This is a genomic window from Hoyosella rhizosphaerae, assembly GCF_014643175.1.
In the GTDB taxonomy this organism is placed as follows: Bacteria; Actinomycetota; Actinomycetes; order Mycobacteriales; family Mycobacteriaceae; genus Lolliginicoccus; species Lolliginicoccus rhizosphaerae.
The window spans coordinates 321,621-338,275 of record NZ_BMJH01000003.1 but is presented as its reverse complement, the minus strand read 5'-3'; the positions used below and the strand labels follow the sequence as shown (position 1 = coordinate 338,275).

Below are 16,655 nucleotides of genomic sequence, written 5' to 3'. Positions count from 1 at the left end.
TGTTAGCTGACTGGTTCTGCGTAGAATTCCCACACAACTGTTGCTTCCGAGTTTGCGGGCACAGCGGTCATGTCAACGCCGTAGGGGAGTGTGACGGCGAAGCAGATTTCAATTCCGGGATCGTCACCGCGATCGAGGGTGAAGGCGGGGCTGCCCGGGACAGTGCCCGCGCCAGTGTCTAGCGTCGCGTCGGGGCCGACGAGTGCGGTGCCGCCCGTGGTGTTTTGCAACGTGCAGTTCGCCGGTGTAACGCCCGTGTATACGGTGTACGTGAGGGCGGTGGCGAGGTCGTCGGACGCAAGTCCCCATTCTCCGCCCCGCAGTTCGATGTCGGCGTCGTAGCTATTGGCCGTGGGGTCGACTCGGAGTGACACTGGGGCATAGACAGTGTCACCGGGAGCCAAGTTGTCCGGTGCAATGACAAATTGCATGGTGCCTGCGGTGCCTGCGGTGTCGTACTCCTGCCAACCCGTACCGTCGTGAACATTGCCCTGGATGTTGAAGTCGCCGACGGCAAAATCGCCCTGAACGAATACTGAGTCGTTCCAAGCGGCGAGGGTGACGGCTGCACCGACGCCGAGGACAACACCTCCTGCGAGGATCGCGCGGATCTTACGTTTGCGGTCCGAGGACTGGGTTTGTGTGGTCACGGAGGTCTTCTTTCACAGGGTGCGAACAGGGATTTCGGCGGTATTGCAACAGGGTGTGATGTTGCACATGTTTCCCCCGACATGTGAAGTATCACACATGCTGGATGAAACGTTACACATCGTCAGAAAATAATTTCTATGTACTGCAACAAAGCGTTGTAGTGCAGTTTTCTAGGATTTGTCAGAGCCGCCGTATCCTAGGAGCCATGCCCTCCGCTGATTCACCACCCACCGTTGAGAGTGAGGCGCAACCGCCCCGCGACGCGCCTCCAACACACCAAAATCTGGGTGTGGCAAGCGCGTCAGCAATGAAGCTCGTAGCTGTCGTCGTAGCAACCATCGCGGCGATGGTTGCGGCAGGCCTTGCGGGCCTTTCATCAGTGCAAGAGTTAGCCAGCTTCGGCCTTCCTGATCCCGGGGCAGTCACCCGTTTTGGGTTGCCTGCAGTTCAGGCTGTCGGCATGCTCGCGGGTGTGGCCGCGGTGGGTGCTGCGCTGCACGCTGCTTTTCTGTCGCCACCTCAATCCAACGGCGTGGTCGACGTCGGCGGATATCGGTCGCTGCGAATCGTCAGTTCTGCCGCCGCAATCTACGCGGCCTGTGCAGTGTTAATGGTTCCGCTGACCCTGTCCGAAATATCAGGCGAAGCGCTGCGCACGGCGTTACGGCCGGAGAACCTGTGGTCAAGCATCGGGCTCGTCGATAACGCCGAAGCGTGGGCGTGGACAGCAGTAATCGCGGCCGCTCTAGCTATTAGCGCACGGATTGTATTGCGGTGGTCATGGACAGTGCCTTTGTTTGCACTCTCAATTCTCAGCCTCATGCCGATCGTCCTCACCGGACATTCCGCCTCAGGTGGCAGTCATGACATCGCAACGAACAGCTTCTTCTGGCACATCGTGGGCGCATCCATCTGGGCCGGGGGATTGTTTGCCGTGCTCGTGCACGCCTGGTGTGGCGGTACGCACCTCAATGTCGCTGTCCGGAGGTATTCCTCCATCGCCGGAGTCGCATTCGCCGTAGTCGGAATCTCGGGCGTCATCAATGCGATGGTGCGCATCCAACTCGACGACCTTCTGAGCTCCACATATGGATTACTGATCGTCGCGAAAGTTGCCGCACTTGTGGCTCTCGGTGCATTCGGCGTCGCACAGCGCAGACGCGTTGTTGCTGCGGTGACAAAGAACCCTGCGGCACGAACACCGTTTATTGCCCTCGCCACAGTTGAGGTCGCCATTCTCGCCGCGACATACGGGCTCGCAATCGGACTCAGTCGTACTCCACCGCCACCGCCAGCATCAATTCCCACCCTTATGGAAGTGGAACTGGGGTACAACCTCACCGAGCCACCGACATTCCTGATCTTGATGACCAACTGGCGTTTCGATCTCATCTTCGGCACCGCCGCCATCGTGATGGCCTTGCTATATCTACGCGGAGTATGGACCCTGCACAAGCGTGGAGATGCGTGGCCCGTCATACGAACGGTGTCATGGATCAGCGGCACCGTGGTCTTGCTGGTAGCGACATCGTCCGGCGTTGGAAAATACGCGCACGCGATGTTTAGCGTGCACATGAGTTCGCACATGCTGTTGTCGATGCTGGTGCCGGTCCTGCTCGTTCTGGGCGGGCCGGTGACGCTTGCCCTCCGAGCGCTGAAACCCGCAGGAAAGGGCGGTGTGCCCGGTCCGCGCGAGTGGATTCTCGCCGGAGTGCACAGCCCGGTTTCGAAAGTGCTGACCCAACCAATTGTGGCGGCCGTGCTGTTCGTCGCGGGATTTTACGTCTTGTACTTCGGGGGAATCTTTGACTCAGTGGTCGCGAGCCACACCGCCCACATCTTGATGAATGTGCACTTCCTCGCCAGCGGTTACCTCTTCTACTGGGTAGTCATCGGCGTTGATCCTTCGCCTCACCCAATGCAACCTCTCAGCAAACTCGGGTTGCTCTTCGCGACACTGCCGTTCCACGCATTCTTTGGCATCGCGCTGATGAATATGGAAACAGTGATGGGTGGGTGGTACTACCGGCAACTAGATTTACCGTGGGTCGACGATCTTCTTTACGATCAATCGGTCGGTGGGAGCATTGCGTGGGGGACAGGCGAGATCCCTGTGATCTTGGTGATGATCGCATTATTTGTTCAGTGGTCGTCCTCAGACCGTCGTACTGCCCGCAGGATCGATCGTGCTGCCGACAAGGACAACGATGCTGAGCTTGCTGCCTACAACGCGATGTTCGCTGAACTCGCACGTCGCGAGCAAAAATAGGTCCGTTAGCTCGGGGCGTTATCCGGCGAAGTTGTCCACAACGAGGTGTTATCCACAGATCCGCCATCGATCGTTGGAACATTGCCAGATTGCGAAGAATGCTGTCTTCATGCGCAACAAACAACCGCGCTGACAAACGGCTCACTTCACGAGAGGCAACTCAAATGTACGAATGCAGCACCACGATTATGGGCAACGTCATCACTCCGCTGACACCCCGCACGCTGACGTCTAGTGGCGTTCAGGTTGCCGGATTTACCGTCGTATCTACCGCTCGGGTATTCGATAAGGACAAGAACGAGTGGCGGGACGGCACCAAACTCTTCGTTCGTGTCAACTGCTGGAACCGTGCAGCAGCAAATGTTGTCGCCACGCTAAGTAAAGGCGATCCAGTAGTTGTGCACGGTGACCTCTACAACACCGAATACACAACTAAAGAAGGCGAAGCAAAGACTGCTCTAGAGATGCGTGCACGCGCCGTGGGGCTCGATTTGGTCCGCTATGCACCCGAAGCGGAGACGACAGTTGAGGCGACACCCATGACCGAGGTGGTGGACAACCTGACAACCGTGGCATTCGAGGACACCACGAGCGAAATCAAAGACGTGGCTTGACCGACCGAAACGTCACAAGGTGGGGAGTCGGTGGCATCTGCGATAACCTATGTGCGCCCAGTGTGTAACAGCAGGCTTCGTAGCACTCGAGCTCATTGGCACTACGGCGTTCACAAGCAAGAAATCTATGTCGAGAGGTAAATGTGGCTGAGTTCATCTACACCATGAAGAGCGTTCGGAAGGCGCACGGTGACAAAGTCATCCTTGATGACGTCACCTTGGCGTTCCTACCCGGTGCAAAAATTGGTGTTGTCGGGCCCAACGGAGCAGGCAAGTCCACGGTCCTCAAAATTATGGCTGGCCTGGAGCAACCCAGTAATGGTGAAGCTTTCCTGGCCAACGATAAGACGGTCGGCATCCTCCTACAGGAGCCACCTCTCGATGAGACTAAGACGGTTCGTCAAAACGTCGAGGACGGGCTCGGACAAATCAAGGTCCAGCTTGATCGCTTCAACGAAATTGCCGAACTCATGGCAACCGAGTACTCCGACGAGCTCATGGACGAAATGGGCAAACTCCAGGAAGAACTCGACCACGCGGACGCATGGGACCTCGAATCCCAACTTGAACAGGCTATGGACGCCCTACGTTGCCCGCCACCAGACGAGCCAGTCACCACTCTGTCCGGTGGTGAACGGCGCCGCGTCGCGCTCTGCAAACTCCTCCTGAGCAAACCTGACCTGCTCCTCTTGGACGAACCAACAAACCACCTTGACGCCGAAAGTGTGTTGTGGCTAGAGCAGCACCTTGCTAGCTACCACGGTGCTGTACTTGCCGTGACACACGACCGGTACTTCCTGGACCACGTCGCTGAATGGATCCTCGAGCTTGAGCGCGGAAAAGCCCACGGCTACGAGGGCAACTACTCCACGTACCTGGAAAAGAAGGCTGAGCGCCTCGAGGTGCAGGGCAAGAAAGACCAGAAGCTTCAGAAGCGACTTAAAGATGAGCTCGCATGGGTTCGCTCAGGCGCCAAAGCCCGCCAGGCCAAGAGCAAAGCTCGACTGCAGCGCTACGAAGAAATGGCAGCCGAGGCTGAGAAGTCGCGGAAGCTCGACATGGAAGAAATTCAGATCCCAGCAGGTCCACGACTGGGCAGCGTTGTCGTCGAGGTGCGGAACCTCGACAAAGGCTACGAGGACCGCACTCTCATTAAAGATCTTTCGTTCACGCTGCCCCGAAATGGCATCGTCGGCGTGATTGGGCCCAACGGCGTCGGCAAGACGACACTCTTCAAGACCATCGTGGGCCTTGAGGAACCAGACTCCGGCGAAGTCAAGATTGGCGAGACAGTCAAACTGAGCTACGTCGACCAGCATCGCGGCGGAATCGACCCGAAAAAGACAGTCTGGCAACTCGTCTCAGACGGCCTGGACTACATCGAAGTCGGCAACACCGAAATGCCTTCCCGCGCATACGTGAGTGCGTTCGGGTTCAAAGGTCACGATCAGCAAAAACCATCAGGAGTGCTATCGGGCGGTGAGCGCAACCGCTTGAACCTCGCGCTAACACTGAAACAGGGCGGAAACTTGATCCTGCTCGACGAACCGACAAACGATCTCGACGTTGAAACCCTCGGATCGTTGGAAAACGCACTTGAACAGTTCCCAGGCTGCGCAGTGGTGATCTCCCACGACCGTTGGTTCCTCGACCGCACCTGTACCCACATCCTCGCCTGGGAAGGTGACGACGCCAACCCAGCACAATGGTTCTGGTTCGAAGGCAACTTCGAGGCATACGAAGAAAACAAGATCGAACGCCTCGGAGCAGATGCAGCGCGGCCACACCGCGTCACCCACCGGAAACTGACAAGGGACTGAACAATATGAGCGACAATGCGGCGCCCTACTCAACGACTGTCGAAGTCCGCTGGGGTGACTCCGACATGCTCGGACACGTCAACAACACAAAATTCATCGAATACGCACAAGAAGCCCGCGTGCGATTTGTCACCGAAGAATTTTCGGAAGGGTTCAGCCCCGACCGTGCGATTGTAGTGCGCCGCATTGAAGCAGATTTTGAACGCCCACTTTTCACTAACTCGGGGCCACTCACGGTCGATCTGAGCGTCGAACACGTAGGCAACAGCTCCTTCTCGATACGCCACACGATGTACGACAAAGGCGGCAACCGTGCGGGCAGCGTCGATGCTGTGCTCGTCGCGTTTGACACCACGACCAACGCGTCACGACCACTCAGTGAATCTGAACGCACTGCGCTCGAAAAATATCGCGGAAAATAGCAGGGAAATGTTCACCGTGCGGTGAAGTTTGCTCAACTGTGCCCAAAACTTCGTAATGCCTAATAGCCTCGTGGCTGACGGTGCTGCGTCAGGAGGCAAACCAATGACTGATTCCCGCGTACACACCACGGCAGACCCTGCCATGGACAATCCGCAACCAAATGCGGTGGACAGTGTAGAACCCGACCACACATCCGACGGTGACCTCACCCGGCTGTACCGGACCTACTACAGGCAAGATGCCATACCTGCCACAGCGGCGGGCAACGCAATGCCTATCGATACTGAAACCACCGATGCGAGCGACGAGCACCAACAACGTGCATTCGCGCTACTGACGAAGCACCGCGAGCTCGCAGCCGAACGCACGCCAGGCTCACCGTCCGTTGCGATCTGGGGCGAAAGCGACAACGCCGACACCAACGGTGGCAGCGTAAGCACTTCAGTCCTGCAAATCGTCACAGACGACGTTCCCTTCCTCGTGGAATCGGTCACGGCTTTGCTCGGCAGTGTAGGTATAAGCGTCGAGCAAATCGTCCACCCAGTGCTAATCGTCCGCCGAAACAGCAGTGGCGAGCTTACCGAGATCCTCACCGACCACACGACCTTCACGAAGCCCGAGGACGCAATCGCGGAATCGTGGATGCACCTGCAACTTTCCGGCACTCCAAGCGCACTGCTTACCCAGATCAAGCAACGAGTTACCAAACTGCTCAGCGACGTGCGCCAAGTCGTCTCCGACACCTCCGCGATGCGCAGCACCCTCACCGACATCGCCACAGAACTCGAATCGCAGCGAGGCACCGGACCAGCAACTGCAGCTGAGGCCAACGAATCAGCAGGACTACTACGCTGGCTCGCCGCGGGAAACTTCCGCACACTTGGGTATAGGCGCTACGAAGCACACTCCGGCACAGGTGCGGACAAAAACCTCACAATGTCAGACGGCAGCGGCCTCGGAGTACTGCGCTCACCAGAAATGACCGACCTACGGTTCCGCTTGTACTCCGACGAATCCGAAGCGAAGCGCATCCTCGTGTTCGCGCAGGGCCAAGCGCCTGCCATGTCACTGCGCGTCGTCTACCCATTCTTCGTATGCGTGCGGATCTTCGACAGCAACAACAATGTTGTTGGCGAACATCGGTTCCTCGGAATCTTCACAGTCACCGGCCTGCACGAAAATGTGCTCGACGTGCCAGTTCTGGCCACCCGTGTACACGAGGTACTGCGACTAGCCGGGCACTCACTCGACTCCTTCACCGGACAGTCGATGCTGGAAATTATCCAGTCCTACCCACGTACCGAACTGTTCACCGTCGACGTGGAAACGCTGCACCGCACAGTCAGTGAAGTAGTCGCGATCGGTGTAAGTCGTGAGTTGCGCCTATTTTTACGCGCAGATCCCAACGGCAGATTCGTGTCCGCACTCGTGTACATGCCCCGTGATCGGTACCGCACCGGCGTTCGACTTGAGATGCAATCCTTGCTGCTCCGTGAGTTCGCCGGATCGAGTATCGACTACACCGCACGCGTTACTGAATCAGTCGTCGCGCAGGTCCACTTCACCATCCGAATACCGGACGGATGGACAGCGGGAACAGCTCCCGACGTGTCCGAAGAAGCTCGCGAAGAACTGCAACGAAGGCTCAGCGAAGCCACACGAAGCTGGGAAGATCACCTCGCAGACGAAGTTGCACGCCGTGAACCAACAGCACTGGCCGCTCAAGCGAACCGGTTCGCAGGCACATTCCCGCAGGCGTACAAAGAAGACTTCCCACCAGCGAGGGCACTCGCAGACCTCAACCGCATTGAGCGGCTGCAAGACGGCGATATTGACATCGCGCTCTACCGTAAAGAAGGCGCCAAGCCCGGGCGATGGCAACTCAGCCTTTACCTCACCGGAGATGGTGTGTCGTTGAGCAGTGTCCTGCCTGTGATGCAGTCGATGGGTGTTGAAGTACTCGACGAGCGCCCATACCGGTTGTCCCGCTCCGACGGTGAACAGTGCTGGATCTATGACTTCAGCCTCCAGGTTGATCACGAAACCCTGCAATCGCCGTCCGTCGCAAACCTTGCCGCATCGCTATCCACGGCACCCACCGCCCGAGCCGAAAACGCACCCAGCTCCAACGACCTCGAACGCAGGTTCACTGAAGCATTCGTCGCAGTCTGGGATGGCCTTGCCGAGTCAGACAGGTTCAACGAACTGATCCTGCGCGCAGGACTCGACTGGCGGCAAGCCATGATGCTTCGGGCCTACGCACGCTACCTGCGGCAAATCACATTCGCTTACAGCCAGGCACACATCGAAGAAGTGCTACTGGAGAACGCCAACACAGCCTCATCGCTAGTGGGGCTGTTCGAAGCTACATTCGACCCGGTTAACCACTCGAAATCGCGTGCCGAAGAAATCGCCAAAGACCTCAAGCAACAGCTTGACGACGTTGTGAGCCTCGATGCTGACCGTATTCTTCGCGCCTACCTGCGATTGATGCGGGCAACACTGCGCACCAACTACTTTGTCGGATGCCGCGACGGAATCGACACAATGCCCGACAAGTGCCGCTACCGCGAAGTGCTGTCGTTCAAGTTCGACCCACGGGACGTACCCGAAATTCCGAAGCCTCGGCCACGGTTTGAAATATTCGTGTACTCCCCAAGAATCGAAGGTGTGCACCTACGTTTCGGCGAGGTAGCCCGTGGTGGTCTGCGCTGGTCGGATCGTCGTGAAGACTTCCGCACAGAAGTCCTCGGACTCGCGAAAGCTCAAGCCGTCAAGAACGCCGTCATCGTACCGGTCGGCGCAAAAGGTGGGTTCGTTGTCAAGAAGCCACCAACAGCCACCGGCGACCCTGCCGTCGACCGCGACGCATTCCGCGCCGAAGGTATCCGCTGCTACCGCCTATTTATCTCAGGATTGCTCGACATCACCGACAACCTCGACCAGGTAACAGGTGCCACCATTTCGCCCGGAGACGTTGTGCGTTGGGACAGCGACGACACCTACTTGGTTGTCGCCGCAGACAAAGGCACAGCAACATTCTCAGACATCGCGAACGGAATCGCGGCTCAGTACAACTTCTGGCTCGGTGACGCCTTCGCATCAGGCGGGTCCGCAGGGTACGACCACAAAGCCATGGGCATCACGGCCAAGGGCGCGTGGGAGAGCGTCAAGCGGCACTTCCGCGAAATGGGAATCGACACCCAGACGCAGGACTTCACCGTCGTGGGCATTGGTGACATGAGTGGCGACGTCTTCGGAAACGGCATGCTGCTGAGTGAGCACATCCGACTGCAAGCCGCATTTGACCACAGGCACATCTTCGTTGACCCAAATCCCGACGCGGCATCGTCGTTCCAAGAACGGCAACGGCTGTTCGACCTGCCACGTTCATCCTGGGAGGACTACAACAAAGAACTCATCAGCGCTGGCGGTGGCGTGTGGTCACGGAGCGTCAAATCCATCCCCGTCAGCGAGCAAATGCGGGAAGCGTTGGGCCTGCCACCGCACATCAATGAAATGTCGCCACCTGAACTGATGAAAGCGATCCTGCTTTCGCCCGCGCAACTGCTGTGGAATGGCGGCATCGGAACCTACGTGAAGTCCGGTCAAGAAACCCACGGAGACGTGGGAGACAAAGCCAACGACAACATTCGGGTCAACGGCACAGATCTCCGCGTGAAAGTCGTCGGTGAAGGCGGAAACCTCGGGCTCACACAACGAGGCCGTATTGAGTTTGCACAGCGCGGAGGGAAAGTGAACTCCGACGCTCTCGACAACTCAGCCGGAGTGGACTGCTCCGACCACGAAGTCAACATCAAGATCCTGTTGGAATCGTTGATCAGCACCGGAACCCTCAAAGCCGAAGACCGCAACGAACTGCTGGCATCGATGACCGATGAAGTGTCCGAACTTGTGCTGTTCGACAACCGCATGCAGAACGAACTGATGGGCACAAGCAGGGCAAACTCCGCGCAACTGCTCAGTGTGCACACCAGGCAGATTGCGGACCTCGTCACCAATCGCGGAATGGACAGGGAAATCGAGTCCCTGCCCGACGATGAAGAGATCCTGCAACGAGCCAAACGCGGCGAAGGCCTAGCATCACCCGAGCTCTCCACATTGCTAGCCCACGTCAAACTTGCAATCAAAGACGACCTCATGGCAAGTGACCTGCCCGACAACGAAGTGTTTGCGGGAAGGCTTCCAGAGTATTTCCCCACAGCGCTGCGAGAGAACTACCACGAGGCGATCCGCAGCCACCCGCTTCAACGCCAAATCGTTTCCACCATGCTGGCAAATCAAGCAATAGACAACGGTGGAATCACCTACGCATTCCGACTATTGGAAGATGCGGGAGCGACCACAACCGACGCGATTCGGGCCTTTGCTGCCGTAACTGAAATCTTTGGTCTCCGCGAACTATGGGACCAAATCCGCAGCGCTGACATGCCCACAGAGGCATCAGATCAACTCATGCTCGCCACGCGGCGGCTCCTCGACCGTGCTTCCCGCTGGTTGCTCGCCAACCGTCCGCAACCAATCGCAGTCGGTGCCGAGATCAACCGGTTCGCCGTGAGCGTGCGTGAACTTGGACCAAAAGTGCCTGAATGGTTGCACGGTAACGACTCCAAGTACCTCAAACTTCGAGCCGAGGAAGCCGTTGCTATCGGCGCACCACAAGACCTCGCGACGCGCGTCTATGCGCTACTGCACGAATACTGTCTACTCGACATTGTGGAAGTGGCCGATTTCGCCGAGCGCGAACTTGGCGAGGTGGCAAGTTTGTACTTCGAGCTCACCGCACACCTCGGAATCGACATGCTCCAGGGTGCAGTGTCGCGTCTCGAGCGCGGGGACCGTTGGCACGCCCTCGCCAGGTTGGCGCTGCGTGACGACCTTTACGGTTCCACGAGGGCGTTGTGCCTTGATGTTCTCGAATACGGCGAACCTGATGAAAGTGCCGAAGAAAAAATCGCAGAATGGGAACTTTCTAACGCCTCACGGCTTGAACGCGCCAGGACTGCGCTGAATCAAATCTCCAACTCAGGCACACTAGACCTTGCGACACTGTCCGTCGCTGCACGCCAGGTACGCAGCATGGTGTACTCACGAAGTTTGAGGTCGGAGGCCGGTAGGTGACATATGTAGGAGAGGGCACAACATATCGGGTGTCGGTGCCAGTTCGTTGGTCCGACATGGATGTGTTCCACCACATCAACCATGCCCGAATGGTCACTCTCCTAGAGGAAGCCCGGATACCGTGGCTTCTAGCACCTGGGCGCCCCACCGCGAACTTAGGGCGTGGAGCTGTAGTGGTCGAAATGACAGTTCGATACCGTGGGCAACTCCGCCACGTCGATGGGCCACTCGCGGTTGACATGTGGGTGGAAAAGCTACGTTCCGCCGATTGGACCATCGGCTACGAAGTACGGCCAAACGGAGCTGACATCACAACCAAACCTTCTGTCACCGCCTCCATGCAACTCGCCGCGTTCGATCTTGATACCCAGAGGTTGCGAAGGCTCACGCCCGAAGAACGTGATTTTCTCTCACAGTATTTGCGGGCGTGAGAATCAATGAGTGACTATCGCCAAATCCTTGTAGGAAGTGGCAGCGCTAAAGGTGACCTAGGCACGTTCCTTACCCGTGCGCTCAGGCTCGACGAATCTGCAGTGATTCGTGCACGCAATCGCGGACCCAAGCACTTCACAGTGTGGACGCAGACCGGTTTCGGTGTGCTGGCCGCCCGCACAATCCCCGGACGCGCCACACCCGCAGATCTTGTTGCCGCAGCTGACCACCTACTACACAACCTACGAGGCGCACACGGCTACGCCGTCGACCCCGGATATAGTCTCGATTCGGCCTGGCGAGGGGCACTACCGGCCGACCAAGGATACGAACACGTTGACGATATCCCCGCATCGCTCATCGTTGAACTAGCGGAACAGGGGAGCGTGCTCGCACGTGAGCACGGAAGCCAACAAGGACCACCAACATCACTGCTGGATCAGCACGTCGTCACGGCAAGCAGCGATAACCACACAGTGGGTATCACCATGCGCAGTGCGTTCGCCATCGTGGGAATGGGTTTTGTTCCCAAAGAACTTGACGATGATGAAAAGATCCGGGTTCGCGCCAGTGGGGTATGGACCAGAGTGGATGCCCGGTTCGGTTCGATATTTATCAGGCGCAACAGTCTTCAATTGTTCACGAACTGATCCACACAGCAGTATCAGTCGGCAACACCCCAGGGCTCACCCGCTGGCTGGCAGCAACGACCTTGCCTGGTGGCAACTCCACCGCTTCATTTGTGGTGTTAAGAATGCACAAAACAGGGCCGCGGCGGAACGCCAACACACCCTGGGGCGCGTCCACCCACGAAAGCGAATCGTCAACACCGGCAAGTAGTTCTTTCCGCAGTCGAATCGTGTGCCGATACACCGTCAAAAAGGAATCGTGATCCGCCGACATAGATTCGACGGTGTACTGCCCCCACAGCGCTGGCATCGGCAGCCATGTGTCGGGATTGGTGCCGAATCCAAATGGAGGTTCGTCACCCCACCATGGCAACGGGACTCGGCATCCATCACGCCCGCGGTCGACGTGCCCTGAACGCTCCCACACAGGGTCCTGCAGTCGATCCTCCGGAAGATCATCAATGTTCGGTAACCCAAGTTCGGCACCGTTGTAGATAAACACCACACCAGGCAGCGCCAGTTCCATGAGGGCTGCCGCCGCGGCGCGGGCTGAACCTTGAGCTCCACCGCCGTAGCGCGTCACCTCACGTACAACGTCATGGTTGGACAACGTCCATGTTGGCGGTGCGCCCGAGTCACGTATCGCCTCAAGCGAGGAAGATATTGCCTCTCGGAAACTCTCAGCACCATATGTCGCTTCCACGAGGCGGAAGTTGAACCCTAGATGCAGTTGATCCGGTTGCACATACCTTGAAAAGCGTGCGCTATCGCGAACCCAAATTTCGCCCACCAGGACTCGGTCGTCATACTCGTCGACCACAGCGCGAATCTTTCGGTGGATGTCGTGCACACCGTCATTGTTGAACCGAATATCGTCATCACCGTTGAACAACGTCCGCACACGGGTGAGGTCAAGGTCCGGTAGCTCTGGCGGCTTTGCCATTCCATGAGCGACATCGATGCGGAACCCATCCACGCCGAGGTCCAGCCAAAACCGCATAGTGGTGGCGAGATCGTCCATCACTTCGGGGTTTTCCCAGTTCAAGTCCGGTTGCTCCGGTGCGAAAAGGTGGAGGTACCACTCGCCGGGGCTACCATCCGGTTCTGTGATGCGTGTCCATGCGGGCCCGCCGAATACGCTGAGCCAATTGTTGGGTGGCTGATCGCCGTCGATACCAAGCCCGGGGCGAAAGATGTACCGTGCGCGCTCCGCACTACCGGGAGTGGCGTGCACGGCGGCGCGGAACCATTCGTGTTCAGAGCTTGTGTGGTTTGGGACAAGATCCATGATGATTCGCATGCCATGCTCATGAACACCGTCGATGACATTCTTCATCTCACGCAGATCACCAAAAAGTGGGTCAATATCGCGTGGATCAGATACGTCATACCCGTGATCAGCCATGGGGGAGCGCATCACAGGTGATAACCAGACTGCGTCAACACCAAGAGCGTGCAGGTATCCGAGCCTAGATCGGAGCCCTTCTAAATCTCCAACACCGTCACCATTGGCGTCGGCAAACGACCGCGGATACACCTGATAGAACACTGCGTTGCGCCACCAGTTTTTCGCCTGATCGGACATAGTTCCATGGTGGCAGGAATCGAGAGCCGGTGTTCCGCGAACTGCTTAGAAGGGGCTGTTTACCATCGATTGTGCAGCCATTTCCATGTAAGCGGTTAGTTCTTGGCGACGCTTGTCGTCCATAGTGTCGCTGTCGATGGAAGCGATAGCGATGTGCATGCACCGTAGCCATGCGTCGCGTTGCATGGGACCGATGACAAAAGGTGCGTGACGCATACGTAAGCGTGGATGGCCGCGTTGATCGGAATAGGTTCTTGGCCCGCCCCAATACTGTTCGAGGAACATGCGAAACCGAAGCTCCGCTGGTCCTAGGTCTTCCTCGGGGTACATGGGGCGGAGGATTTCGTCTTTGGCGACTTCCTCATAGAACCGTGCAACAAGTTTGCGGAACGTCTCCGATCCGCCTACCGCTTCGTAGAGTGTCTGAAACTGCTGATCTTGGGTGGCCATTACCCTCCATCATGCCTTCTGCGGTGCTGTGATGTCATATTTTGTTCGGGCTCATGCCGGTGCGTTGTCGTCGGAATGCACGGTGATGTCGGCGCTGGACAGTGCGGACACAATGCAGGTGTTCAAGTGGCGTTGCACAGCCCACTGGCTACCAGCTCGAACACGCGCCGTAACGCGCAGAGTGACGGTGTAGGCCGTCGTTTGGTCCACGCCAAGCATGACGGGTTGTTCGAGAAGGTGCTCGGAAATCTTTTCGTCTTGTGCGCCTGCAATAGCTGCGCTTTCGACGATCCGTGAAGCTTCAGTCACGTTCACCGGACGTGCCAGCGACACATCTAGGACGGCAACGGCATACCCCTGACTGTGGTTTCCAACCCTCAGGACCTCACCGTTGCGGACGTACCACAGGGTGCCGTTGACGGACCGTACTGTTGTGACGCGTAGTCCCACAGTTTCCACTGTGCCCACTGCGTCGCCGAGGTCGACGACATCACCTACTCCGTACTGGTCCTCAAGGAGCATGAATATGCCGGAGAGGAAGTCACGAACAAGACTTTGGGCGCCCCAGCCGATGGCGATACCTAATATTCCGGCGGATGCGATGAAGGGTGCGACATTTAGCCCAATGATGCTCAAGACCATCAGCACCACCCATGCGGCAAGCATGAGTGAAACGATCGATTTGAAGACGGCAGCAATGGTCTTGCGTCGCTGGTCCCGACGCTCGTCGCGCAAGGCCGTATCGCGGTTCTTCTTCCCGTTGGAGGTGAGCAGCGTCTTTCGTTTTGGGCTGGTCATTTTGTCAATGAACCTATGCGCAACCCACCGCAACACCAAGGCGACAACGACGTAGATAGCCACCTCGATAGGTTTGTCGATCAACCATTCACGGCTAGTTTCAGTCCACTCGAAAGCTTCAGTCACGTTCGTAAGCACGGCGCCCATCGTACGGATTTCTCACACCACATCCCACCGCGAATTGGCGCAGCTGCTGCCGTGGTTGTCGTAGCGGAGAGCCCACTGCGACTACGCGGTACGTGTTGTCATCAAAAATTCATAGATACTTCCCGATTAGATGCCAAAAAAGATCGTGCACAAGAGGCGCTCAGCGTGTTCACTGGAAAGCAGCACGTTCGGGAGGCTGTATGAGCAAGCATCGACCAAACCGGGTTCACCACCGACAACCCATGCCCGGCGGTGGCCAGAACATTGGCGCGCCGCGGGCCACTCTTCTCGACTGCGCGGACGAGACTAGACAGTCCTCGCCGCCATCAGCCCCGAACTGGACCACGAAGAGGGTGCTTCTCCTCAACGCCAGCTTCGAGCCTCTCACAACAGTGTCAGCTCGTCGGGCTGTCATTCTCTTGCTACGCGCCCGCGCCGAAGTGCTCCACTCGGATCCGCGAGGTGCGATAGTCCACTCTGCGGGGCACCAGATTCAAGTGCCGTCAGTCATTCGCCTGACCGTGTACGTTCGGGTTCCCTATATCGCACGCGTTCCGCTCACTCGTGCGGCGCTGATGCAACGCGACCGCAACCGGTGTGGGTATTGCGGAGGCAAGGCGGAAACCATTGATCACGTGATACCGCGCAGCCGTGGAGGTACCCATACGTGGGACAACTGTGTGGCCTGCTGCGCAAAATGCAACCACCGCAAAGCCGATAAGTTGCTCGGGGAAATTGGCTGGACGCTGGCTACTCCATTGCGTGCTCCGTCTGGAAAACATTGGCATTTGGTGTCGAAGATTCGTGCCTTTGACCCAGTCTGGTCACATTATGTTCCTGCATTGGTGTCAGCGTAGGGCGCGAGTAATACCAAAAACCGGACCCGCTGCACATCACCAAACTGGCTTCGACTACCTTTTTAAGGGTGAGCATCATGGAGACTGTCCTGCTATTTGTGGTGGCCCCAGCGGCGATCTTTGTCATTCTTGGGCTTCCTCTGTTGGTCGTGAAGCCGAAGCTCCAGCCTGAGCCTTATAAGCTCGGCGATCCATGGCCGTATGGGCCCATCTGGTGGAGCGCTGTAGAAGAACATGGTCATGGCCATGCAAGCCACGCCGATGAGCAGCCGATTGGAGGATCCGCAAGTGCAACATGGTGAGGTCGCAATTGAGACCACAGTCCGCCCAGAAAACCTTCCGCTCGGTGCAGTTCACACCGCTAGTGGGCGTATTTCTGCGGTTCGTTTCCTAGATGAGCCAGTCGACAAGTTGCCGTTCGACAAGTTTGATCGAATCCGGCTCGATGAGGCACTCGTCAATGCAACTCGGGCGACAGGAATGAACTTCACGATCTATCTCGGTGACCTCGGCGCTGAGTCGAACGACACCGCGTTTGAGCTTCTTGACAGCCTGGACGATAGCGCGCATTCGGTGCTTATTTCGGTATCCCCAGGTGAACGGAAGATCGAGGTTGTGTCCGGATCAGCAGTTGCACACAAAGCGACTGATCGGATCTGCCAGCTCGGCATCACTGCAGCGCTACCGTCCTTCCGTGAGGGGCATCTGCTTGATGGACTTGTGAGCGCAGTGAAAGTTATGGCTGCAGCGACCACTCCGGTTCGAGCTTGACCTGTAGTTTTGTGTCGCAATAGTTGTATGCGGCAGGCTTGAGGGGGTCACCCACCAGTGGGTGACC

The 16,655-nt window shown here is 57.6% G+C and carries 14 protein-coding genes; 10 read left to right on the top strand and 4 right to left on the bottom strand.

Annotated elements, in window-relative coordinates; translation table 11 throughout:
• Positions 1 to 2: 2 nt before the first annotated feature.
• The gene (locus IEW73_RS13280; protein WP_188675980.1) at positions 3 to 650 is read right to left on the bottom strand and encodes a SipW-dependent-type signal peptide-containing protein; all 648 of its coding nucleotides are present in this window, start codon (positions 648 to 650) and stop codon (positions 3 to 5) included.
• A 206-nt stretch (positions 651 to 856) separates the two neighbouring features.
• Between IEW73_RS13280 and IEW73_RS13275 the strand changes: the two genes are divergently transcribed.
• The 7 genes from IEW73_RS13275 to IEW73_RS13245 all read left to right on the top strand — a co-directional run bounded on the left by IEW73_RS13275 (position 857) and on the right by IEW73_RS13245 (position 12,001).
• Complete coding sequence (locus IEW73_RS13275; RefSeq protein ID WP_372433638.1) at positions 857 to 2,920, top strand: bifunctional copper resistance protein CopD/cytochrome c oxidase assembly protein; 2,064 nt, start codon at positions 857 to 859, stop codon at positions 2,918 to 2,920.
• Positions 2,921 to 3,084: 164 nt separating this feature from the next.
• Positions 3,085 to 3,534 (top strand): single-stranded DNA-binding protein, encoded by a 450-nt coding sequence (locus IEW73_RS13270; protein ID WP_188675977.1) that lies wholly within the window; start codon positions 3,085 to 3,087, stop codon positions 3,532 to 3,534.
• A 143-nt stretch (positions 3,535 to 3,677) separates the two neighbouring features.
• Entirely contained in the window at positions 3,678 to 5,354 is a 1,677-nt protein-coding gene (gene ettA / locus IEW73_RS13265; protein WP_188675974.1) for an energy-dependent translational throttle protein EttA, read from the top strand.
• Positions 5,355 to 5,359: 5 nt separating this feature from the next.
• Positions 5,360 to 5,776, top strand: a complete 417-nt coding sequence (locus tag IEW73_RS13260) for an acyl-CoA thioesterase (protein ID WP_188675972.1) — start codon at positions 5,360 to 5,362, stop codon at positions 5,774 to 5,776.
• A gap of 103 nt (positions 5,777 to 5,879) precedes the next feature.
• Positions 5,880 to 10,919: an NAD-glutamate dehydrogenase gene (locus tag IEW73_RS13255; protein WP_188675969.1), complete on the top strand. Its 5,040-nt coding sequence runs from the start codon at positions 5,880 to 5,882 to the stop codon at positions 10,917 to 10,919.
• Complete coding sequence (locus tag IEW73_RS13250; RefSeq protein WP_268236315.1) at positions 10,916 to 11,350, top strand: acyl-CoA thioesterase; 435 nt, start codon at positions 10,916 to 10,918, stop codon at positions 11,348 to 11,350. The genes IEW73_RS13255 and IEW73_RS13250 overlap by 4 nt, the downstream gene beginning before the upstream one ends.
• Positions 11,351 to 11,356: 6 nt before the next feature.
• Positions 11,357 to 12,001: a DUF8185 domain-containing protein gene (locus tag IEW73_RS13245; protein WP_188675967.1), complete on the top strand. Its 645-nt coding sequence runs from the start codon at positions 11,357 to 11,359 to the stop codon at positions 11,999 to 12,001.
• On the opposite strand, the gene IEW73_RS13240 is transcribed toward IEW73_RS13245, so the two are convergent.
• From IEW73_RS13240 to IEW73_RS13230, 3 genes are read right to left on the bottom strand one after another with little or no spacing between them, the layout of a single operon-like run.
• Entirely contained in the window at positions 11,991 to 13,565 is a 1,575-nt protein-coding gene (locus tag IEW73_RS13240; protein ID WP_188675965.1) for a glycoside hydrolase family 13 protein, read from the bottom strand. The genes IEW73_RS13245 and IEW73_RS13240 overlap by 11 nt on opposite strands.
• A 45-nt stretch (positions 13,566 to 13,610) precedes the next feature.
• Positions 13,611 to 14,015 (bottom strand): globin, encoded by a 405-nt coding sequence (locus IEW73_RS13235; RefSeq protein WP_188675963.1) that lies wholly within the window; start codon positions 14,013 to 14,015, stop codon positions 13,611 to 13,613.
• A gap of 51 nt (positions 14,016 to 14,066) precedes the next feature.
• Positions 14,067 to 14,960: a mechanosensitive ion channel family protein gene (locus IEW73_RS13230; protein WP_188675962.1), complete on the bottom strand. Its 894-nt coding sequence runs from the start codon at positions 14,958 to 14,960 to the stop codon at positions 14,067 to 14,069.
• Between the two features lie 200 nt (positions 14,961 to 15,160).
• Between IEW73_RS13230 and IEW73_RS13225 the strand changes: the two genes are divergently transcribed.
• From IEW73_RS13225 to IEW73_RS13215, 3 genes are all read left to right on the top strand, one after another.
• Entirely contained in the window at positions 15,161 to 15,817 is a 657-nt protein-coding gene (locus IEW73_RS13225; protein ID WP_188675959.1) for an HNH endonuclease, read from the top strand.
• Between the two features lie 77 nt (positions 15,818 to 15,894).
• Complete coding sequence (gene ctaJ / locus IEW73_RS13220) at positions 15,895 to 16,119, top strand: aa3-type cytochrome oxidase subunit CtaJ (RefSeq protein WP_229676005.1); 225 nt, start codon at positions 15,895 to 15,897, stop codon at positions 16,117 to 16,119.
• Positions 16,079 to 16,588, top strand: coding sequence for a DUF5130 family protein (locus tag IEW73_RS13215; protein WP_188675953.1), 510 nt, complete (start codon positions 16,079 to 16,081; stop codon positions 16,586 to 16,588). The genes ctaJ and IEW73_RS13215 overlap by 41 nt, the downstream gene beginning before the upstream one ends.
• Positions 16,589 to 16,655: the final 67 nt, after the last annotated feature.

Excerpts from the sequence above, each read along its gene's own strand:
- IEW73_RS13275 (WP_372433638.1), top strand. The coding sequence starts at position 857 with ATGCCCTCCGCTGATTCACCACCCACCGTTGAGAGTGAGGCGCAACCG.
- IEW73_RS13270 (WP_188675977.1), top strand. The coding sequence starts at position 3,085 with ATGTACGAATGCAGCACCACGATTATGGGCAACGTCATCACTCCGCTG.
- IEW73_RS13260 (WP_188675972.1), top strand. The coding sequence starts at position 5,360 with ATGAGCGACAATGCGGCGCCCTACTCAACGACTGTCGAAGTCCGCTGG.
- IEW73_RS13255 (WP_188675969.1), top strand. The coding sequence starts at position 5,880 with ATGACTGATTCCCGCGTACACACCACGGCAGACCCTGCCATGGACAAT.
- IEW73_RS13245 (WP_188675967.1), top strand. The coding sequence starts at position 11,357 with ATGAGTGACTATCGCCAAATCCTTGTAGGAAGTGGCAGCGCTAAAGGT.
- IEW73_RS13240 (WP_188675965.1), bottom strand. The coding sequence starts at position 13,565 with ATGTCCGATCAGGCGAAAAACTGGTGGCGCAACGCAGTGTTCTATCAG.
- IEW73_RS13235 (WP_188675963.1), bottom strand. The coding sequence starts at position 14,015 with ATGGCCACCCAAGATCAGCAGTTTCAGACACTCTACGAAGCGGTAGGC.
- IEW73_RS13230 (WP_188675962.1), bottom strand. The coding sequence starts at position 14,960 with ATGGGCGCCGTGCTTACGAACGTGACTGAAGCTTTCGAGTGGACTGAA.
- IEW73_RS13225 (WP_188675959.1), top strand. The coding sequence starts at position 15,161 with ATGAGCAAGCATCGACCAAACCGGGTTCACCACCGACAACCCATGCCC.
- ctaJ (WP_229676005.1), top strand. The coding sequence starts at position 15,895 with ATGGAGACTGTCCTGCTATTTGTGGTGGCCCCAGCGGCGATCTTTGTC.
- IEW73_RS13215 (WP_188675953.1), top strand. The coding sequence starts at position 16,079 with ATGAGCAGCCGATTGGAGGATCCGCAAGTGCAACATGGTGAGGTCGCA.